Raw genomic sequence first — 15,456 nt, 5'->3', positions numbered from 1 at the left:
GATCGTCTTAAAAGACGTGAACATTTCCGCCTGCGGTGAAAGCTGATTGGAATGTGTTTGAAGTCCATAACCAGAAGGAGCAAAGCGCCCCTCGGCCTGGGGAACGCAGGCGTCCCCACTCTCTTTTTCATAGTTAGTGCAGCAGATGCGCATTCGCGCATCTGCTGCACTAACTATGAAAAGCATTTTGAGCGCCGAAGGCGCGTAGTGTGATGGGCCGCAGGCGCATAGCGTCAGGAGCCGAAGGCGCGTACTATGGGTTGCTTTATGCTCTATTTTCTATTGTTTGATGAACTCGTGTGCGAAACGATAGAGAGGGGTGAGGTCTGTGGAGCTGGGGAAATCCAGGATCAGTTCGTGGATGCCGGCTGCTTCGAGCTCGGCGACACGCTCACGAATCGTTTCAGGACTACCTACCAGAGAGGTATCTCTCAGTTGTCCCCGGACATGGGCGGGAAGGAGTGCCATGGCCTCTGCGTCACTATCGGCGATAGAGCAAACGGCTCCTGTGGTATTGTGGATCGTTGAGTAGTCGCGACCTAATGTCTCACAGTGCTGCTTGAGTACTCCAAGTTTATGTTTGATGGTTTGCATGTCGCCAAGGACGTTACTGGCATCACCGTATTGTGCGACCAGCTTGAGGGTAACCTTTTCGCCACCACCACCGATCAGGATCGGGATATGTGGTTTCTGCACACCTTTGGGCTGGTTGATGGCGCCCCGTATCTGGTAATATTTGCCTTCAAAATAGGCCTCATCCTGCTCCCACATAGCATGAATAACCTGCAACGCTTCCCGCAACATGCGTAGGCGCTCTGGCGCATCGGGATAAGGATAACCATAGGCCCGGTATTCGTGTTCGTACCAGCCTGCGCCAATACCAAAATTCAAGCGACCATGCGACAGTACATCGAACGTGCTGGCCATCTTGGCGAGCAAGGCAGGATTGCGATAGCCATTACAGGTTACGATCTGGCCGATGCGCACACGCTTCGTGTCGCGCGCAATGGCTGCCAGCGACATCCAGGTCTCAAATGTCACTTCCTGCGATGGCTTCGGGACCGTATGAAAATGATCAACCATCCAGACGGACTCATAGCCATTGTCGTCGGCAGCTTTGGCCACATTCGTCATCGTCTCGTAGGCTTCCACAGGATCCTTGATTGTTGCCAGATTCATTTTCCAACCATTAGGAATTTCAGCGCTAAACTTCATTATACCTTCTTTCACGATAACAAAATTAGTTCTACTAATAGATATAACGCATGAGTAGGAAGAATAGGTAACATCCATGGTGGCACTTCCTCCGTAGGGGTGCCCCTCGCGGGCGCTTGTTTGCTTGCTGCTCGAAAACGCCCTGGAAAGCGATGCGGAGCGATTTCACCCGAGTATTATCCTTAATTGATGATTCTTTTTTCGAGCGGGAAGGGGCGGAAGCGCCCACAAGGGGCAATACTTTCAACTTAAGAGCCCAAAGCATTGCTTATCGCGTCGATATGAGCTCAAATGCGCCAGATGTAACGTCTTCATTTTGCTAAAGTTGAAAGTATTGCCCACAAGGGGCGCATCTACGGTTAGGGTTTGTTGTGCCTGTCAGGTTGGAAGTGGGCGCGTTGTAACTCGTCGATATGCATGAGCAGGCGTAGAATGACTTCTATGCCTGCCTGATTGACGTCCAGGTCGTGATGGAGACGATAGGCGCGACGCAATAGACGCAGGTCTCCGTCACTATAGTGGTATTCCATACTACCACTATCCAGGCGTCCAATCAGACCTGCTTCGGCCAGGTGCAAGACAAATGGTCGTTCCAGGCGACACCATTCGATGATTTCCGGTTCACTATAGCTATAAGATTCTGGCTGGCCGAGTACGATGATTTTTGTGATCCGCCTCGAGAGTTGTTGGTCCGACATAGATACATCTCTCCTCTCACATTTTAATGGGTCGAACTCAGCGAGTGGGCAAAAGCTTCAAAGAGTTGCTTCTGTTCATCAGACAGTTGGGTGGGCAGGTCAACGTGGGCCTCAGCATACAGGTCACCGCGCTGCTCAGGATGCCCTATCTTCTCTGGCATACCCTGGCCGCGTAGACGGAAAGAACGACCATCATTGGTGCCGGGCGGGATACGCAACATCAGACGGCGACCATCAGGCATGGGAACGGGGACCTCGCCACCAAGTATAGCCGTGGCCAATGGCACAGTGACGCGGGTGCGCAACGTACTTCCTTCACGCGTATACCGGGCATCAGGGCGCACGTGAATGCGCAGATAGAGATTGCCGCGCGGCGTACCTGGCATTCCCTGGCCTGAGATACGAACGCGGGACCCCTCGTCGACTCCGGCTGGAATTTTCACTTCCAGGCGACGTGTACTTCCATCAGGTTGACTCAACTCAAGGACTCTCTGTGTTCCCTGGTAGGTATCCGCCAGCGTCACCTCCACATCAGCGTCCACGTCCCGACCGGCCACAGCCTGTCGTGCGCGCTGCCCCGCTCCGGCAGTTGAACGACGAGCTCGAGCTCCAGAGAAACCCGAATGAAAGTATGTCTCAAAGAAATCAGAGAATGGAGAGCTGCCCCCAAACAAATCCTCGAGATCTTCTTCGTTCACAGTCCGGTATTGATAATTTCCTCCTCCATACCGACCCCAGGCACCGGCACCCGCTGGCTGGCCCGCCCCCGGCCATGCGCCATACTGCTGGTAATAAGAGCCCATCTCATCATATTTTTTTCGCTTCTCAGGATCAGACAAGACTTCGTTAGCCTCGTTAATTTCCTTAAATTTTTCTTCGGCTTCTTTATTATCAGGATTAACATCGGGATGATATTTGCGAGCCAGCCGACGAAAGGCGCGTTGAATATCTTTCTGGTTAGCATCCTTGCTCACCCCCAAGATTTTATAGTAATCCTTGTAATCAACTGCCATGGAACATCTCACTCTCTTCCTGCATCTATCTAAAGGAATAGCGTGCGGCCATACATCGTCTAAGCATTTTCCTCATGTGCAGGCGAGCTAGCAACAACGACCTGTGCAGGACGTAAAACACGATCTCTCAACATATATCCCGGGCGTATCACCTGAATAATGGTCCCCTCGGCATGTTTTGGGCTAGGCATACGTAAAATGGCATCGTGCTTATAGGGATCAAAGGTCTCTCCTGGCTCACCAACCGGCGTCACACCTAGCTGCTCAAGTGTATTCATCAACTGTCGGGCGGTCAGCGCGACCCCCTCGACCCATGGATTATCTGCCAGTTCTGGTGGCATGGAAGCCATGGCACGCCCCAGGTCATCGAGAACAGGCAACACACGTTCAAGCAAGGCACCTTCGGCACGAGCTCGCGCATCCATCTGCTCCTGGCGACTCCGACGCTTGTAATTGATTAAATCGGCATGGGAGCGCTTCAATCGATCGAGGTATTCCGCAGATTTCTTCTGCTCTTCCGCCAGTTGCTGCTCAAGCAAAGATGTTTCAGACGCTGGCTCCTCCTGCCTGACCCCTTCCTCTTGCCCGACCTCCTCCTCCTGTCTCACTGTTTCCTCCTTTGGCACGGTAGTATCAGGTTTAATATCCTTCCCCTTTGATTTCTTTGCATCATTCCGACTCATAACAATCTACCTCTTCAATCCTATTTAAATTCAATCCTCTTGAAAAGAAAAGGAAAGAACAAACGTGCCCAAAATTTAAAATTACAGCAATGGGGTTTAGACTTCGTTCCATTGCTGTAAAAAACACGCTTGAAAAAGAGGGAAGGTGTACAAACAACTAGAGCATATCACCAGCGTAGTAATGGTTAGTCCAGCGCATATCAATGTCGTCAGTTTTAAGCTGATAGCGAATATCAGTAGAGAGACGAATACGTTGCTGAGCATTATAATTGACAGTGGCTGCATGGATCATATAGGGACTATGTACGACCATATCTCCACTTTCATAATCAGCAATCAACCAGCGACTATTGACGCGATCGGCCAGTTCTGGCAAGTTGTTGGTCAACCAGCCCTCGCGCATATTTTTATTATACGCGCTGATGCGCTCCTCGGGCGGTAGATTGGCGTTCTTCAGTGAGAACTCGGCCTCCATTTTCCGTCCCCAGGCGTCCGAGCCTTCCAGGTAGGTCAGGCCGCCAGCCTCAACAGGCGTATCGCCCAGTGGAATCCAGCTGCTACAGAGACGGTCGGTTCCGCCGCGCAGGTAGACCAGGTCATAGTGTGCCCCGGTGGTTCTGGCATCACCAGGCACATTGTAACGAATAAGCTTGCGCTTATGGAGATAGATCTCACCGCCAAGAAAGCTCTCATAAAAATGTACAATTTCGGGAGCGGTACAAAAAGCCTCGTACTCGGGCCAGCGATGAGCTTCCATAAAGATCTTGTGGGCCAGTTCCTTCTGCTCGATCCTTCCCGAGTAAATGCCCTCCTCGGGATCGCTATCGGCGGCCATCAGGCCACTTGCCTGCATGGCTGCAAAGAAACGGCGGCGGAAGGCCAGAACCGCCTCACGGTTCAGGATACCTTTCAGCCAGAGATAACCAGCAGCGCGGTACTTTTGCCGCAGCTGCTCCATTGGTAAGGTGGGATCGGTGGGCTCCAGCCAGCCCAGGCGCTGTGGTGTTTGCGATAGCTGATAGCCGTTGCTTATCAGCGTTAATTCGCGCGTCTGCGTACTCAAAAACTTCCTCCTTTGGAACCGATCCATCCGTAGTCCAGGACGATCGTAGCTCTATACAAGCGGTATCTACACACCTCAACCCGTCCGCTACGTACAGATAAGTATACGGATAGAGCTCAGTCCTGTCTTGGGAGAAAGCAATCTATAATTTGTAAAAAACGATCACATCCTGGCCCGGCCTCAATCAATCCAAGATGGGAGAGGATTGATTGAAGTGCTGGGCTCGCCATTGGGAAGGCGAGACATGGTAGTGCTGGCGAAAGGTGGAAGAGAAATGGGCCAGATCAAAAAAGCTGGTCTGGGCCGCTACTTCCTGAAGGGTCAGGCGCGTGGTTGCCAGCAGATGCTGCGCCTCTTTCAGTCGCAGATCCAACAGATATTGCTTCGGTGAAACACCAAAGATAGAACGAAAGTGGCGGCGTAACGTCACTTCGGCCATTAAAAACTGTTGAGCCAGCCCGGCAATCGAAATTGGTTGATCCAAATGGGTTTGCATGTATGCCGCAATCTCATAAATGGCAATGGTAGTTGGATCCTGAATCTGATCACCCTCCAATAAGGTCAACACAAACACTTCCAGATACGCTTTCAGCAGGCGCTCTTGCTTTGATGGAGATTGATCTACCAGATCTAACAAGCGCTGAAAAAGGCCCTCGTATTCGGTAACCTGTTTTTTTGTCAGCGTAATCAGGCGAGGAGAATTACCTGGCACCAGGCGTTGGGCCAGATCACGCGGCGTATAATCCAGGTGCAAGACATTCAAGCGCGATTGCTCATGGCACCACCATCGATGGGGCAAGAGAGGAGGAATTGAGACAACCTGTCCTGTTTTGACCTGCCACTGGCGCTGGGCCGCCTCCAACACCACCTGGCCCTGAAGAATCCCCACCAGTTCAATCCCATTATGCGCATGCTCCGCAAAGGTCCAGCCTGCCGCCACGTGTAGCGCCTGCATCCCATTTACCAGTTCCATCGCAGTTGTCACATTTCCTCCAATCCCAGTAACTCAGCTATCCACATCTTAAGCATATTGTGCCACATTATCTCCAGTATAAAAAGGTCCAGAGCATAAACATTGGCCCATTCGTCGAATGTGCTGAATCTCAGTACACCAGGATTCATGTCGCCCCCAAAGCCTGGAGAACGCAAGCGTCCCCACTCTCTTTTTCATTGTTGATGCAGCAGGAGCGAAGCGTGAAGCAGAGAGGCCACGATGGGCGTGGGAATCAGAGCGCCCCTAGGCCTGGGGAACGCAAGCGTTCCCACTCTCTTTTTCATGGCTGGTGCAGCAGGAGCGCGAAAGCGCCCCTGCTGCACCAGCCATGAAAGGTTTTTTGAGCGCCGTAGGCGCGTAGCGTCAGGGGCCGCAGGCACTTTGTGCCTGCTTTTCAAACACACTCTTAAATCGATAAATATTTTTTATTAAATTTAGCATAATCAAACCAAATAATGCCATAAAAAACCTTTACTCATTCTGAGAATGTGGCGATGTATACTAGTGTGATAAGTAAGCGGACGAAAGCAGCAGTAGTAATGCAATCGTTTTTAACGCTTACAGATCACAAGGAACAAACCAGTACACATCAATTGCATACACCTGTCCTTTATATAACTTAAACGTCTGATAATTGACGAAGGGAAGCGTCAACTAAAAAACTCTCTTTCTCATCTCAGTATCCCTGGTGGTAGACGCAATCACCAATCGTCCAACCAGAGGCCATAGCGGCCTACACTACCATATATCCACAGTTTCATCTCCTCTTAAGTGGATGTCACAGCGAGTGATCGAGCCAGCCCTTTCTATTAACCCGATAGAGAGGGCTGGCCCCCTTTAGCGCCGGACCATAAATACTATTTATCCCTTGACAAAAGAAGGGTTTTTTCCTACCCTGAATATAGAAAACGGTTTCTATATAATATCGAGGTAGGCTATCAAAAATAATGCAAGGGAGTATTTATGCGCCGCTTTGGTCAAATTATCCAGGTCAAACCGGATCACATTGAAGATTATGAACGCATCCATGCTGCTGTCTGGCCTGAGGTGCTAGAGACGATCAGGGCCTGTAATATGCGTAACTACACGATTTTTCGTCATGGGACCCTGTTATTCGCTTATTTTGAGTATATCGGCAATGATTTTGCGGCCGATCAGAAGATGATGGCAGCGGACCCCAAGACGCAAGAGTGGTGGAAGTATACAGATCCAATGCAGGAACCGGTCGAAGAGAGAGCTGATGGTGAATGGTGGGCCAATATGAAAGTAGTTTTTCATACTGATTAAGCCATTGTAAGCTATATGCAGTTGTATACATCTGGGAAAATGTGAGGAGAGTCGATGAAAACAATACAGTTGGAGGCACCAGGGCAGTTACGGTTACTGCAAACTGCCGAGCCTCAGGCTCCCGGGCCAGCAGAGGCGCTGGTCCGTGTGCGAGCAATCGGAGTGTGCGGCACTGATCTGCATGCCTTTCGCGGTGAGCAGCCTTTCTTTAACTATCCACGTGTCCTGGGCCACGAACTGGGAGTAGAAGTGGTGGCGGTTGGCGAGCAAGTACAGCATATCAGCGTAGGTATGCGCTGCGCGGTCGAGCCCTACCTCAACTGCGGCAAATGTCCATCCTGTCAACGCGGCAAGACCAATTGCTGCATTAACCTTCGCGTGCTAGGAGTCCACATCGACGGAGGCATGAGCGAATATCTCCTGGTGCCAGCCGACCATCTACATCCAGCCAAAACCCTCTCATTTGAACAATTGGCCCTGGTTGAGCCACTCTCAATCGGCGCCCACGCGGTGGATCGTGCCCGGCTGGCCCACAACGAACGCGTCCTGGTGGTCGGAGCGGGTCCCATCGGACTGGCGGCCACCCAGTTTGCCCTGCTGGCGGGCGCACAGGTCTTTGTGATGGACATCAGCGCCAACCGCCTGAATTTCTGCCGCCAGCAATGGCCAAACGTCACCTGCATCAATCCAGGTCAGGATGCCGAAGCCAGTCTGCAAGCGATATTTGGAGACGACCGTCCAACAGCCGTCTTTGACGCCACTGGCAATCCACACTCAATGCAAGCAGCCTTCCACTATGTCGCTCATGGTGGTCGCCTGATCTTTGTCGGCCTCTTTCAGGGAGATGTCTCATTTCATGATCCCTATTTCCATAGCCATGAGCTAACCCTGCTCAGCAGTCGCAACGCCACCAGCAAAGAGTTCCGCCAGATTATTGCTTATCTTGAAGCGGGACAGATTCTGCTGGACCCCTGGATTACGCATCGCGCCACGTCAGAGACCATGATTGAGGCTTTCCCCCACTGGTTCGATCGCGATAGCGGCATTATCAAAGCCGTCATAACAATTTAATATGTAACGCCGCGCTAGTGAACGATAACGGTGAGATTCATGTTGGGATGGACGGTACAGTATAGATGGAAGGTGCCAGCAGTATTAAAGGGGCCGATAATCTGACTTATATTGCCGTCCACGCTCGCCTGAATCTGGGGTGCCCCGGCCTCAATTTTCGGCAACTGCACACCATCCACCCAGCTACCATTCTCGATTACATGGATCGCCGCGCTATCATTGACCAACGTCACACTCTCGCCTTTTTGAATGGTAACAGATTTTTGCACAAAGTCAGTTTCGTTCATATGGACTTGATTCTGATTTGAACTACCACAGGCAGAGATAAGGCCCATCCCAACGATCGATAACAACAGCAAAAGAAGACAATGATATGCGTGCCGCTTCATGATTCAGCTTACTCCCATATAAAGATTATGTTTCAGTGTATCACCCCAAATTGTAGCAGAGTTATCCTTTCCTGCTACCTGATTATTTTTCAGGTGTTTCAAGCTCACTTCAGTATATCTCCCTATATACCTAAATGAGCAGCATGGTTCTTAAAACGTGATATTATATATACAATGGAATAATATGCTGCAGGAAAGAAAAAAGAATAGGGCCAACGCCTAATGGAAAAGAGTATAATTCTGCTCTAATCTAATTCGACATATCCGATAAAGATAAAAGAGAGTTATCTTATTGTCACCTTATAACCTCTGATCCTTCACGGCATACGTGCCGGTCAACAGTTAAGGAGGATGTTTATACATATGAGCACACGAGTAGAAAGATATTATCTCATTAGTTTTAGCGTTTGTTGTGGCATGCTGTGCATGCTGATATGCACAGGTAGCGCATTCGCTCATCCTGCACATGGCGAATATGTCAGTTCCGTACCAGCTACCAATGCGATGCTGGACAAGGCTCCAACCATGATCACGGTGCGCTTCTCGGAGCCGATCAATCCCAACCAGAGCGATATCCAGGTCTACGATGTCAATGGCAAACTGGTAAGCACCGCACCAGCCAAAATCAATGGCAGCGACCACCAGACGATGGCGGTGCCGATGCAAGCGAATGGGTCAGAAATTTACCTCGTCAACTGGCATAACGCTTCTACCGACGAAGGGCATCGGGATAGTGGAAGTTTCCGCTTCTTTGTCAATATCAGTCCTATGCTCAAAGGCATGGTTAAAGGTGAGATGGCAGGACATCCTATGATGGCCACAGAGGCAAACACTCAGAATAATACAACAGCGCTTCCCGCGTGGCTAAACGCTCTGCTGACCGGAATCGTTGGCCTACTGGTAGGCAGTGCAGTCACCTTTGCGCTGGCCCGGCGACAACAAAAACATAAGGAATCTCTACCAGAGGAAGAAAATACCTTAGGGAAAAAATAGGGAATTGCCCCAATAGACATAGATCTATATCAGATTTATGCTCTTGGTAGAGATTCACACCCGGCTACCCCTGATGATACAAGAGATAATGCGTTACATATGTGCTATCTCTATCCATAGATACCAAAAAAAGCAAGAAAGGCAAAAAAATCATTATGCGTTTACTCCGCCAACGTTTATGCATGATTTGTGCAACGTTTCTCAGCCTGGGCATATTCCTTGCGCTCAGTGGCACATCCTTTGCGATGCCTAATCACGCCAAGGTGATGTCTTCAGATCCAGCCATTAACTCGACTATTGCTCAGCCACCCAGCAAAATCACGGTCACCACGGCAGAGAATATGAAGCCGGGTTCCGCCAATAGCAATCTCCTGGTCTATGGACCAAGCGGTGATCTCATCAGCCAGGGGGATGCTAAAGTTGATCTGAACAATCCGAAGCAGATGTCAGTGGCTATCAAACCCGAAAAAAACGGAGTCTACGTCGTACGCTGGAACACCGTTTCATCCGACGACAATGATCCAGACCAGGGTGCCTATGTCTTTACGGTTGGTTCAGCAGCAGGTAGCACAACGGCACAGGCGCAGCCTACCGCTACACCTAAGTCTCCGGCCACAACAGCCGCGACCAGCACCAGCAATGGTGGTGCCACCATCTGGACCTCGGTCATCTCCGGCTTGATCGCCTTGATAGTTGGCCTGGGAGTCGGCTTCGGCCTGGGCCGCTCACGCAAGGCTACTCCAAGCGTTAATGAACCCACACAAACACCCGTCAGCTAAGCGCTAGCTTGCACATCACCTCCTATAAATAAAAGCAAGGCATCGTATAGATGTCCTTGCTTTTATGGCGCGGAGCACCTTTCCATCACGCCTTTATTGTTGTTTATGCTCAATTAAACGTTTTTTGATGCGTGATTTTTTGCTTGCTTTATACATAAATATTCGTAATATCCATATTTTACAATATAATGGATATTTATTATTATTTACTTATTTTAAAGCGTGATAAATATTACGTAAAAAACGGCTAGATATATTGACAGCATCAAACCAATATGCTATCACTTTATGAAGAAGGAAAAAACAATCTACAATAGACACATGATGTGTTGATATGCTCTAGTATGCCGCAGTTGCAGAGATACCGTACCGGGTAAGATGGCCTGGCAGAAGGAGTGTATGTGATGTCAACATATCTTTGTTTTAACATTCCACAGCAAGGAAACGTCAATCCCACGCTAGCAATCGTTCAGGGTCTAATCACGCGTGGCGAGCAGGTCACTTACTATCTGACAGACGAATTTCGCCGGCCGATCGAAGCAACGGGGGCAACTTTCCGTAGTTATATTTCGAGCCTGGATATTCATCGGCTAGCTCAACTGACCGGTGCTCAGAACAGCTCTGAACGATCAGTGGTAATCGGTGAGCAGATACTCAAGGAGTGCCGCTTGCTATTGCCACAGATCTTAGATACGCTAGCCGGCAACCAGCAACCAGACGGCATTATTTATACTCAGACCGCGCTCTGGGGTCGCATGCTGGCCCAGATCTTGCATGTGCCCGCCATTCTCGTACATCCTACCTACGCCTTCAACGACTACTTTCAGTTTTTTTCGATTATGCATCAATCGGTACCACTCACAGATGCTGATGAGATGGGCGCGCAGCTGTCTGCTCTGAATGCTCAACTACATGAGCTCTGCGCCGCGTACCAGGTTCCAGCCTTTGAATTTAAAGATCTCTTTACCCATGTGGAACCCCTGACGCTGGTGATGCTGCCGCGAGCATTTCAATATGCGGGCGAGACATTTGACGCGCGCTTCAATTTTGTCGGACCCTGCATCCTGCCCCGCTATAATGCTCATGATTTTCCGTTGGAGTACCTGCGTAAACAGCCAACGCTCTACATCGCGCTGGGAACCTCTTTCAATGAGTTGCCCGACTTCTACAGGACATGCTTACAGGCCTTTGCCAGTACGCCCTGGCAGGTAGTGATGGCGATTGGTCAGCATGTTGCGCTGACCGAACTGGGTACCACATTACCGGAGAATTTTATCGTCCATCCCCAGGTACCGCAGCTCGATGTCCTGGCCAGGTCCAGCATCTTTATCAGCCAGGGCGGCATGAATAGCACCATGGAGGCGCTATCTTATGGTGTGCCTTTGATTGTTATTCCACAAACGCAAGAGCAGGCGTTAACAGCGCGCAGAATAGTTGAGTTGGAGCTGGGCGTTGCCCTGGAGCCAGCACAGGTGACGGCTACAAGTTTGCAAGAAGCGGTGAACTATATTGCCCACCAGCCATCAATCCGCCTGCACACGCGGCAGATGCAGCGGACAATCGCCGAAACGGGAGGCGTCCATGCCGCCGTGGACGCCATTCTCCAATACCTGCATACACGCCAGATCTCCGATATCTAGCTAGCTGGGTGCAGGAAGGTTGTTTTTAAAGAATCCTGGAGAAAGAAAATCTACCAGGCGGGTGCCCAGATACCAAATTCGTTGTTATCGAGATCGGTGAACTGGGCCCATTTGCCCCAGGGTTCAGTGGTGAGCTCATGAGTAATAGTGACTCCACGAGCTTTGAGCGTTGCGCAGGTTTCTTCTATATTGTCGGCATGCAGGACGAAGCCAGTCATGCCCGTTCTGTCGCTGCCGCTCTGGCCGCGCAGGCCGAGCATGATATGAGTCTGTGTGCCGGGAAGAGCAATTTCAAGCCAGCGCTCAGTTTCGCTCATGGGCTGGTCGTCTATCTTTTCAAAGCCGAGCTTGTTAACATAAAAATCGAGGGCTTTGTCCTGATCGCTGACGCCTATAGTGATGGTGCCAATTTTCGTGAACATATTTCCTCTATCCTTTCTATTGATCGTCAGTAGCTATTTATAAGTATACCAACCGAGTTACGTTTCTCCGATCAGACTCAGTATACCCCATCAGACTTAGGAAAACTTCTCGAATCTTGCTCAATTGTTCGGAGAGCAGGAGGCCATCAAGATGTATGATGTCGGAAAGCGCGGCGACTCTGGGAAACACATCACGCGCCCGCTGCAACAATGGTTCCGTGATCTAACCACCCCCCTCTTTCTCAAGCTCTTCGCCAATCCTAAGGCTTCGGATTGGATGTACTCTTATCGGACAGATTGAGATACAAAGGTAGATACGCTAACAGCGCATATCAGTTCAAGCAATAGCTAAGCTCATCTTCCGTCGTTTTGTTTCGCATGTTATAGTGACAAGAGATATCACAAAGAGCGCCAGGGAGGCATATGTGTTTTCCTGGCGGCAAAGCTAGCCGCGTCTGAGCGGCTTTTCCAGATGCTTTTTACAACATAGTGTTGACAAAGGAGAAGGGTATGGCAATAGTATGTACGCACATTGACCAGATCCAGGAAGTTATACCCAGCGCACCCGGCTGTGAAGAATGCTTACAAACCGGCGACGATTGGGTTCATCTACGCATCTGCCTGACATGTGGGCATGTAGGTTGTTGCGACTCATCAAAAAACAAGCACGCAACCAAACACTTTCATCAGACCCAGCATCCCATCATAGCCTCATTTGAGAAAGGCGAAGACTGGGGCTGGTGCTATGTCGATCAGGTCGAGCTAGACTTTAGCGAGTAGAACAAAAAGCGAAACGGTCCCGGTCACGCAGAAAGGAAAACAGATTGAAAGCGGCACAGATAAGCGCGCCAGGACAAGAGTTAAAGATCATCGAACGCGAACGCCCAAAACCAGGTCCGGGACAGGTACTGGTACATGTCCATGCCTGTGGGATCTGCCATTCGGATGTTGACCTGATCCAGGGACACTTTCCCTTCGCCAGCTTTCCGACTATTCCAGGGCATGAAGTGGCTGGAGTTGTCGAGGAGTTGGGAGAGTATGTCTCCTGGCCCGCACTGGGTACCCGCGTAGGCATTCCCTGGCTCTACTCATCCTGTGGACACTGCATCCAATGTGTACGTGGCAAAGAGGTGCTTTGTCCCGAAGGCAAAATCACTGGCGTCAACGTAGAGGGTGGCTACCAAGAGTATATGCTGGCGCCAGCAGCTTTTGTAGCTCCTTTGCCAGATAAAATTGACTTTATGCATGCCGCGCCGTTGATGGATGCGGGACTCACGGTCTTTAATGGATTACGCCAGGGCAACTTTAAGCCCGGCCAAAAAGTAGCTGTGCTGGGTCTGGGCGGTCTGGGACACCTGGCCGTACGTATCGCTATCGCCATGGGGGGGCGGGTGGCGATCGTTTCACGCGCCAGGGGTGAAGCAGAAAAACTTGCCCAATCGCTGGGAGCCGAAAAATTTATCGCCTCGTCGGAGACAGATATCGCGCTAGCACTTCAACAATGGGATGGGGGCGCGGATGTTATTCTCAATACAGCACCAACGACCGCGCAGGCCAATGCCGCCCTACCAGGCCTCGCGCCTGATGGAACGCTGGTCATCATGGGATTCGATGCCACTCCGCTCACCGCCAATCCAGGTGTGATGATTCACAATCGTATGCATATTGTTGGCTCACCTTCGGGCTCACGCCAGGATCTACGCGATACGCTGGAGTTTTGTGCTATCCATGGTATTGTGCCCGATATTACTCCTATAACCCTGGAGCAGGCACCGGATATTCTGGCAAAACTGGAAGCAGGCACCATGAAAGGACGGGCCGTCATCATTTTTTCCTGATAGGGGCAGTAGCCCGTTCGAGAGTAGTAATAATCTGCAGAGCCTCCTGTGAAGAGCGTCCACAGATATCTTCCTGGGGTTGAAAGGCCACACAGACAGCCGGGCGCTCAGGCTTACCAAACAGCCGGCAGCGGTTATCGCTGGTCAAATTGACACAGCGGACTCCTGCCGGCTTACCATCAGGCATGCCAGGAATAGGGGTTGAAATTGAGGGCGCAATACAGCAAGCGCCACAGCCAATACGGCATTCCATTCGCCATGTCCTATCTCAGTTCATTATTGCAATGCTATTTTAGCATGAACATCACCAAATAGAAATGCGGTATCTCCCAGGGCATCAAGCAGACAGACCTAAAGGCCAGGCCGCTCGATAGCATTAACATATGTCTCGGCAGTAATCAGGGAAGCTTCCACATTACCTACCAGCGACTCTAACTGACCTTGATAACCTGCAATTGCATCATAGTGATGGGCAATAGTCTCATGTTTGGAGACAATGGCAAAATCATACATCAAGCGATGCATGGCCTGGCACTCCAGAGCAATTTTCTCGCGCAATTTTTCTACTTCACTCATCGTATATGCCTTTATCCAGAGCCAAACGACATGCTTTCAGGAGCCAATAAGTTCCTGTTTGTGCATCCTGGTTAGTTCGAAAAAGCGCTCCATGCCACCTTTCTTAATTAGTGCGAAAAGTGCATACTTTTTGCACCAATAAATGGAACGTTTTGAGTTCCACCGGTCATATTGTTGTCCAGTCATATCGTTGAGCATTTCCTAATGCCGGAAAGGATGCATATCATAGACCACTATCTTTTTACAATACGGGTCAGGGTATCATAATCGATGTAGACTAAGCCGAAGCGTTTACTATATCTTTCGGCCCATTCATAGTTATCCAACAACGACCAGGCAAAAAAACCCCGAATGGGCATACTATCCGATTGCTGAATACTCCTGCCGATGGCATCGATATGCTCACGCAAATACTAAAGACGGCGCACGTCAACGATCCTTCCATTCGCCTCAACGCGATCTTCGAAGGCAGCACCATTTTCTGTAATCAGTATAGCGGGGATCACATATTCGTATTGTAACCAGCTAATAATATCGGCCACGCCCCAGAGATCAATCTCCCAACCCATATCGCTTTTCAGGCGCGTTTTTTGAGTGAGAATCGAGCAAGCACCCGAAAGGGTCGCCCCACGAGTTTCTTCCTTCTTTTTCACTTTAGCTTAAAATTATCACTCTTGATCCCAACTTTGCTAGCTTTGCACTATTGTGCACTTTTTGACACGATATTGACCAGCGTGTATGATAAAGTAGTGCGATGTACTTATTTTTATTTTTCAAAATGCACTGCATTCTGTC

General features: G+C 50.1%; 18 protein-coding genes and 1 pseudogene. 8 read left to right on the top strand and 11 right to left on the bottom strand.

All coding sequences use genetic code 11. The features are described 5' to 3' along the window. Positions 1-279 precede the first annotated feature (279 nt). The 6 genes from JMI88_RS38125 to JMI88_RS38100 all read right to left on the bottom strand — a co-directional run bounded on the left by JMI88_RS38125 (position 280) and on the right by JMI88_RS38100 (position 5,657). On the bottom strand, positions 280-1,215 hold the full coding sequence (locus JMI88_RS38125; RefSeq protein ID WP_201367333.1) for an LLM class F420-dependent oxidoreductase: 936 nt from the start codon (positions 1,213-1,215) through the stop codon (positions 280-282). A gap of 359 nt (positions 1,216-1,574) precedes the next feature. Continuing rightward, complete coding sequence (locus tag JMI88_RS38120; RefSeq protein ID WP_201367332.1) at positions 1,575-1,913, bottom strand: chaperone modulator CbpM; 339 nt, start codon at positions 1,911-1,913, stop codon at positions 1,575-1,577. Positions 1,914-1,936: 23 nt separating this feature from the next. Further along, positions 1,937-2,926, bottom strand: a complete 990-nt coding sequence (locus JMI88_RS38115) for a DnaJ C-terminal domain-containing protein (protein WP_201367331.1) — start codon at positions 2,924-2,926, stop codon at positions 1,937-1,939. A 59-nt stretch (positions 2,927-2,985) separates the two neighbouring features. Beyond that, positions 2,986-3,609, bottom strand: coding sequence for a nucleotide exchange factor GrpE (locus tag JMI88_RS38110; RefSeq protein ID WP_201367330.1), 624 nt, complete (start codon positions 3,607-3,609; stop codon positions 2,986-2,988). Positions 3,610-3,766: 157 nt separating this feature from the next. Next, entirely contained in the window at positions 3,767-4,672 is a 906-nt protein-coding gene (locus tag JMI88_RS38105; RefSeq protein ID WP_236023246.1) for a phytanoyl-CoA dioxygenase family protein, read from the bottom strand. Positions 4,673-4,856: 184 nt separating this feature from the next. Then, positions 4,857-5,657 carry an AraC family transcriptional regulator gene (locus JMI88_RS38100; protein ID WP_201367328.1) on the bottom strand — a complete coding sequence of 267 codons (801 nt, stop codon included), beginning with the start codon at positions 5,655-5,657 and terminating at the stop codon, positions 4,857-4,859. Positions 5,658-6,629: 972 nt separating this feature from the next. Here JMI88_RS38100 and JMI88_RS38095 point away from each other — a divergent pair. Both JMI88_RS38095 and JMI88_RS38090 read left to right on the top strand, forming a co-directional pair. Continuing rightward, positions 6,630-6,953, top strand: coding sequence for an L-rhamnose mutarotase (locus JMI88_RS38095; RefSeq protein WP_201367327.1), 324 nt, complete (start codon positions 6,630-6,632; stop codon positions 6,951-6,953). 54 nt (positions 6,954-7,007) lie between these two features. Continuing rightward, positions 7,008-8,024, top strand: a complete 1,017-nt coding sequence (locus JMI88_RS38090; protein WP_201367326.1) for a zinc-binding alcohol dehydrogenase family protein — start codon at positions 7,008-7,010, stop codon at positions 8,022-8,024. Positions 8,025-8,038: 14 nt separating this feature from the next. Here JMI88_RS38090 and JMI88_RS38085 read toward each other — a convergent pair whose 3' ends face one another. Continuing rightward, a complete protein-coding gene (locus tag JMI88_RS38085) occupies positions 8,039-8,311 on the bottom strand; it encodes a cupredoxin domain-containing protein (protein WP_236023245.1) in 273 nt (90 codons plus the stop codon). A 465-nt stretch (positions 8,312-8,776) separates the two neighbouring features. Between JMI88_RS38085 and JMI88_RS38080 the strand changes: the two genes are divergently transcribed. The 3 genes from JMI88_RS38080 to JMI88_RS38070 all read left to right on the top strand — a co-directional run bounded on the left by JMI88_RS38080 (position 8,777) and on the right by JMI88_RS38070 (position 11,825). Further along, a complete protein-coding gene (locus JMI88_RS38080; RefSeq protein ID WP_201367324.1) occupies positions 8,777-9,406 on the top strand; it encodes a copper resistance CopC family protein in 630 nt (209 codons plus the stop codon). Between the two features lie 155 nt (positions 9,407-9,561). Next, positions 9,562-10,185: a copper resistance CopC family protein gene (locus tag JMI88_RS38075; protein ID WP_201367323.1), complete on the top strand. Its 624-nt coding sequence runs from the start codon at positions 9,562-9,564 to the stop codon at positions 10,183-10,185. 404 nt (positions 10,186-10,589) lie between these two features. After that, positions 10,590-11,825, top strand: coding sequence for a macrolide family glycosyltransferase (locus tag JMI88_RS38070; protein ID WP_201367322.1), 1,236 nt, complete (start codon positions 10,590-10,592; stop codon positions 11,823-11,825). Positions 11,826-11,875: 50 nt separating this feature from the next. On the opposite strand, the gene JMI88_RS38065 is transcribed toward JMI88_RS38070, so the two are convergent. Next, a complete protein-coding gene (locus JMI88_RS38065) occupies positions 11,876-12,247 on the bottom strand; it encodes a VOC family protein (RefSeq protein WP_201367321.1) in 372 nt (123 codons plus the stop codon). A gap of 151 nt (positions 12,248-12,398) precedes the next feature. On the opposite strand from JMI88_RS38065, the gene JMI88_RS38060 reads away from it, so the two are divergent. From JMI88_RS38060 to JMI88_RS38050, 3 genes are all read left to right on the top strand, one after another. Then, positions 12,399-12,548, top strand: coding sequence for a hypothetical protein (locus JMI88_RS38060; RefSeq protein ID WP_201367320.1), 150 nt, complete (start codon positions 12,399-12,401; stop codon positions 12,546-12,548). A gap of 209 nt (positions 12,549-12,757) precedes the next feature. Continuing rightward, entirely contained in the window at positions 12,758-13,027 is a 270-nt protein-coding gene (locus JMI88_RS38055; protein ID WP_201367319.1) for a ubiquitin carboxyl-terminal hydrolase 14, read from the top strand. A 44-nt stretch (positions 13,028-13,071) separates the two neighbouring features. After that, positions 13,072-14,085, top strand: coding sequence for an alcohol dehydrogenase catalytic domain-containing protein (locus tag JMI88_RS38050; RefSeq protein ID WP_201367318.1), 1,014 nt, complete (start codon positions 13,072-13,074; stop codon positions 14,083-14,085). Here JMI88_RS38050 and JMI88_RS38045 read toward each other — a convergent pair. The 3 genes and pseudogenes from JMI88_RS38045 to JMI88_RS39920 all read right to left on the bottom strand — a co-directional run bounded on the left by JMI88_RS38045 (position 14,072) and on the right by JMI88_RS39920 (position 15,314). After that, positions 14,072-14,338, bottom strand: coding sequence for a YkgJ family cysteine cluster protein (locus JMI88_RS38045; RefSeq protein WP_201367317.1), 267 nt, complete (start codon positions 14,336-14,338; stop codon positions 14,072-14,074). The two genes, JMI88_RS38050 and JMI88_RS38045, sit on opposite strands and share 14 nt — an antisense overlap. A 98-nt stretch (positions 14,339-14,436) precedes the next feature. Continuing rightward, positions 14,437-14,661: a hypothetical protein gene (locus JMI88_RS38040; RefSeq protein WP_201367316.1), complete on the bottom strand. Its 225-nt coding sequence runs from the start codon at positions 14,659-14,661 to the stop codon at positions 14,437-14,439. A gap of 233 nt (positions 14,662-14,894) precedes the next feature. Further along, positions 14,895-15,314, bottom strand: a pseudogene (locus JMI88_RS39920) (family 1 glycosylhydrolase). Between the last annotated feature and the right edge of the window lie 142 nt (positions 15,315-15,456).

The sequence above is a fragment of the Dictyobacter formicarum genome (assembly GCF_016587435.1).
Note: the sequence above shows the minus strand (reverse complement) of the source record. Positions and strands in the feature narration are given on the sequence as shown.

Bases quoted from the DNA above. Each gene is read 5' to 3' on its own strand.
- JMI88_RS38095 (WP_201367327.1), top strand. From the start codon at position 6,630: ATGCGCCGCTTTGGTCAAATTATCCAGGTCAAACCGGATCACATTGAA.
- JMI88_RS38075 (WP_201367323.1), top strand. From the start codon at position 9,562: ATGCGTTTACTCCGCCAACGTTTATGCATGATTTGTGCAACGTTTCTC.
- JMI88_RS38120 (WP_201367332.1), bottom strand. From the start codon at position 1,913: ATGTCGGACCAACAACTCTCGAGGCGGATCACAAAAATCATCGTACTC.
- JMI88_RS38055 (WP_201367319.1), top strand. From the start codon at position 12,758: ATGGCAATAGTATGTACGCACATTGACCAGATCCAGGAAGTTATACCC.
- JMI88_RS38060 (WP_201367320.1), top strand. From the start codon at position 12,399: ATGTATGATGTCGGAAAGCGCGGCGACTCTGGGAAACACATCACGCGC.
- JMI88_RS38040 (WP_201367316.1), bottom strand. From the start codon at position 14,661: ATGAGTGAAGTAGAAAAATTGCGCGAGAAAATTGCTCTGGAGTGCCAG.
- JMI88_RS38115 (WP_201367331.1), bottom strand. From the start codon at position 2,926: ATGGCAGTTGATTACAAGGATTACTATAAAATCTTGGGGGTGAGCAAG.
- JMI88_RS38045 (WP_201367317.1), bottom strand. From the start codon at position 14,338: ATGGAATGCCGTATTGGCTGTGGCGCTTGCTGTATTGCGCCCTCAATT.
- JMI88_RS38065 (WP_201367321.1), bottom strand. From the start codon at position 12,247: ATGTTCACGAAAATTGGCACCATCACTATAGGCGTCAGCGATCAGGAC.
- JMI88_RS38110 (WP_201367330.1), bottom strand. From the start codon at position 3,609: ATGAGTCGGAATGATGCAAAGAAATCAAAGGGGAAGGATATTAAACCT.
- JMI88_RS38085 (WP_236023245.1), bottom strand. From the start codon at position 8,311: ATGAACGAAACTGACTTTGTGCAAAAATCTGTTACCATTCAAAAAGGC.
- JMI88_RS38090 (WP_201367326.1), top strand. From the start codon at position 7,008: ATGAAAACAATACAGTTGGAGGCACCAGGGCAGTTACGGTTACTGCAA.
- JMI88_RS38080 (WP_201367324.1), top strand. From the start codon at position 8,777: ATGAGCACACGAGTAGAAAGATATTATCTCATTAGTTTTAGCGTTTGT.
- JMI88_RS38125 (WP_201367333.1), bottom strand. From the start codon at position 1,215: ATGAAGTTTAGCGCTGAAATTCCTAATGGTTGGAAAATGAATCTGGCA.
- JMI88_RS38070 (WP_201367322.1), top strand. From the start codon at position 10,590: ATGTCAACATATCTTTGTTTTAACATTCCACAGCAAGGAAACGTCAAT.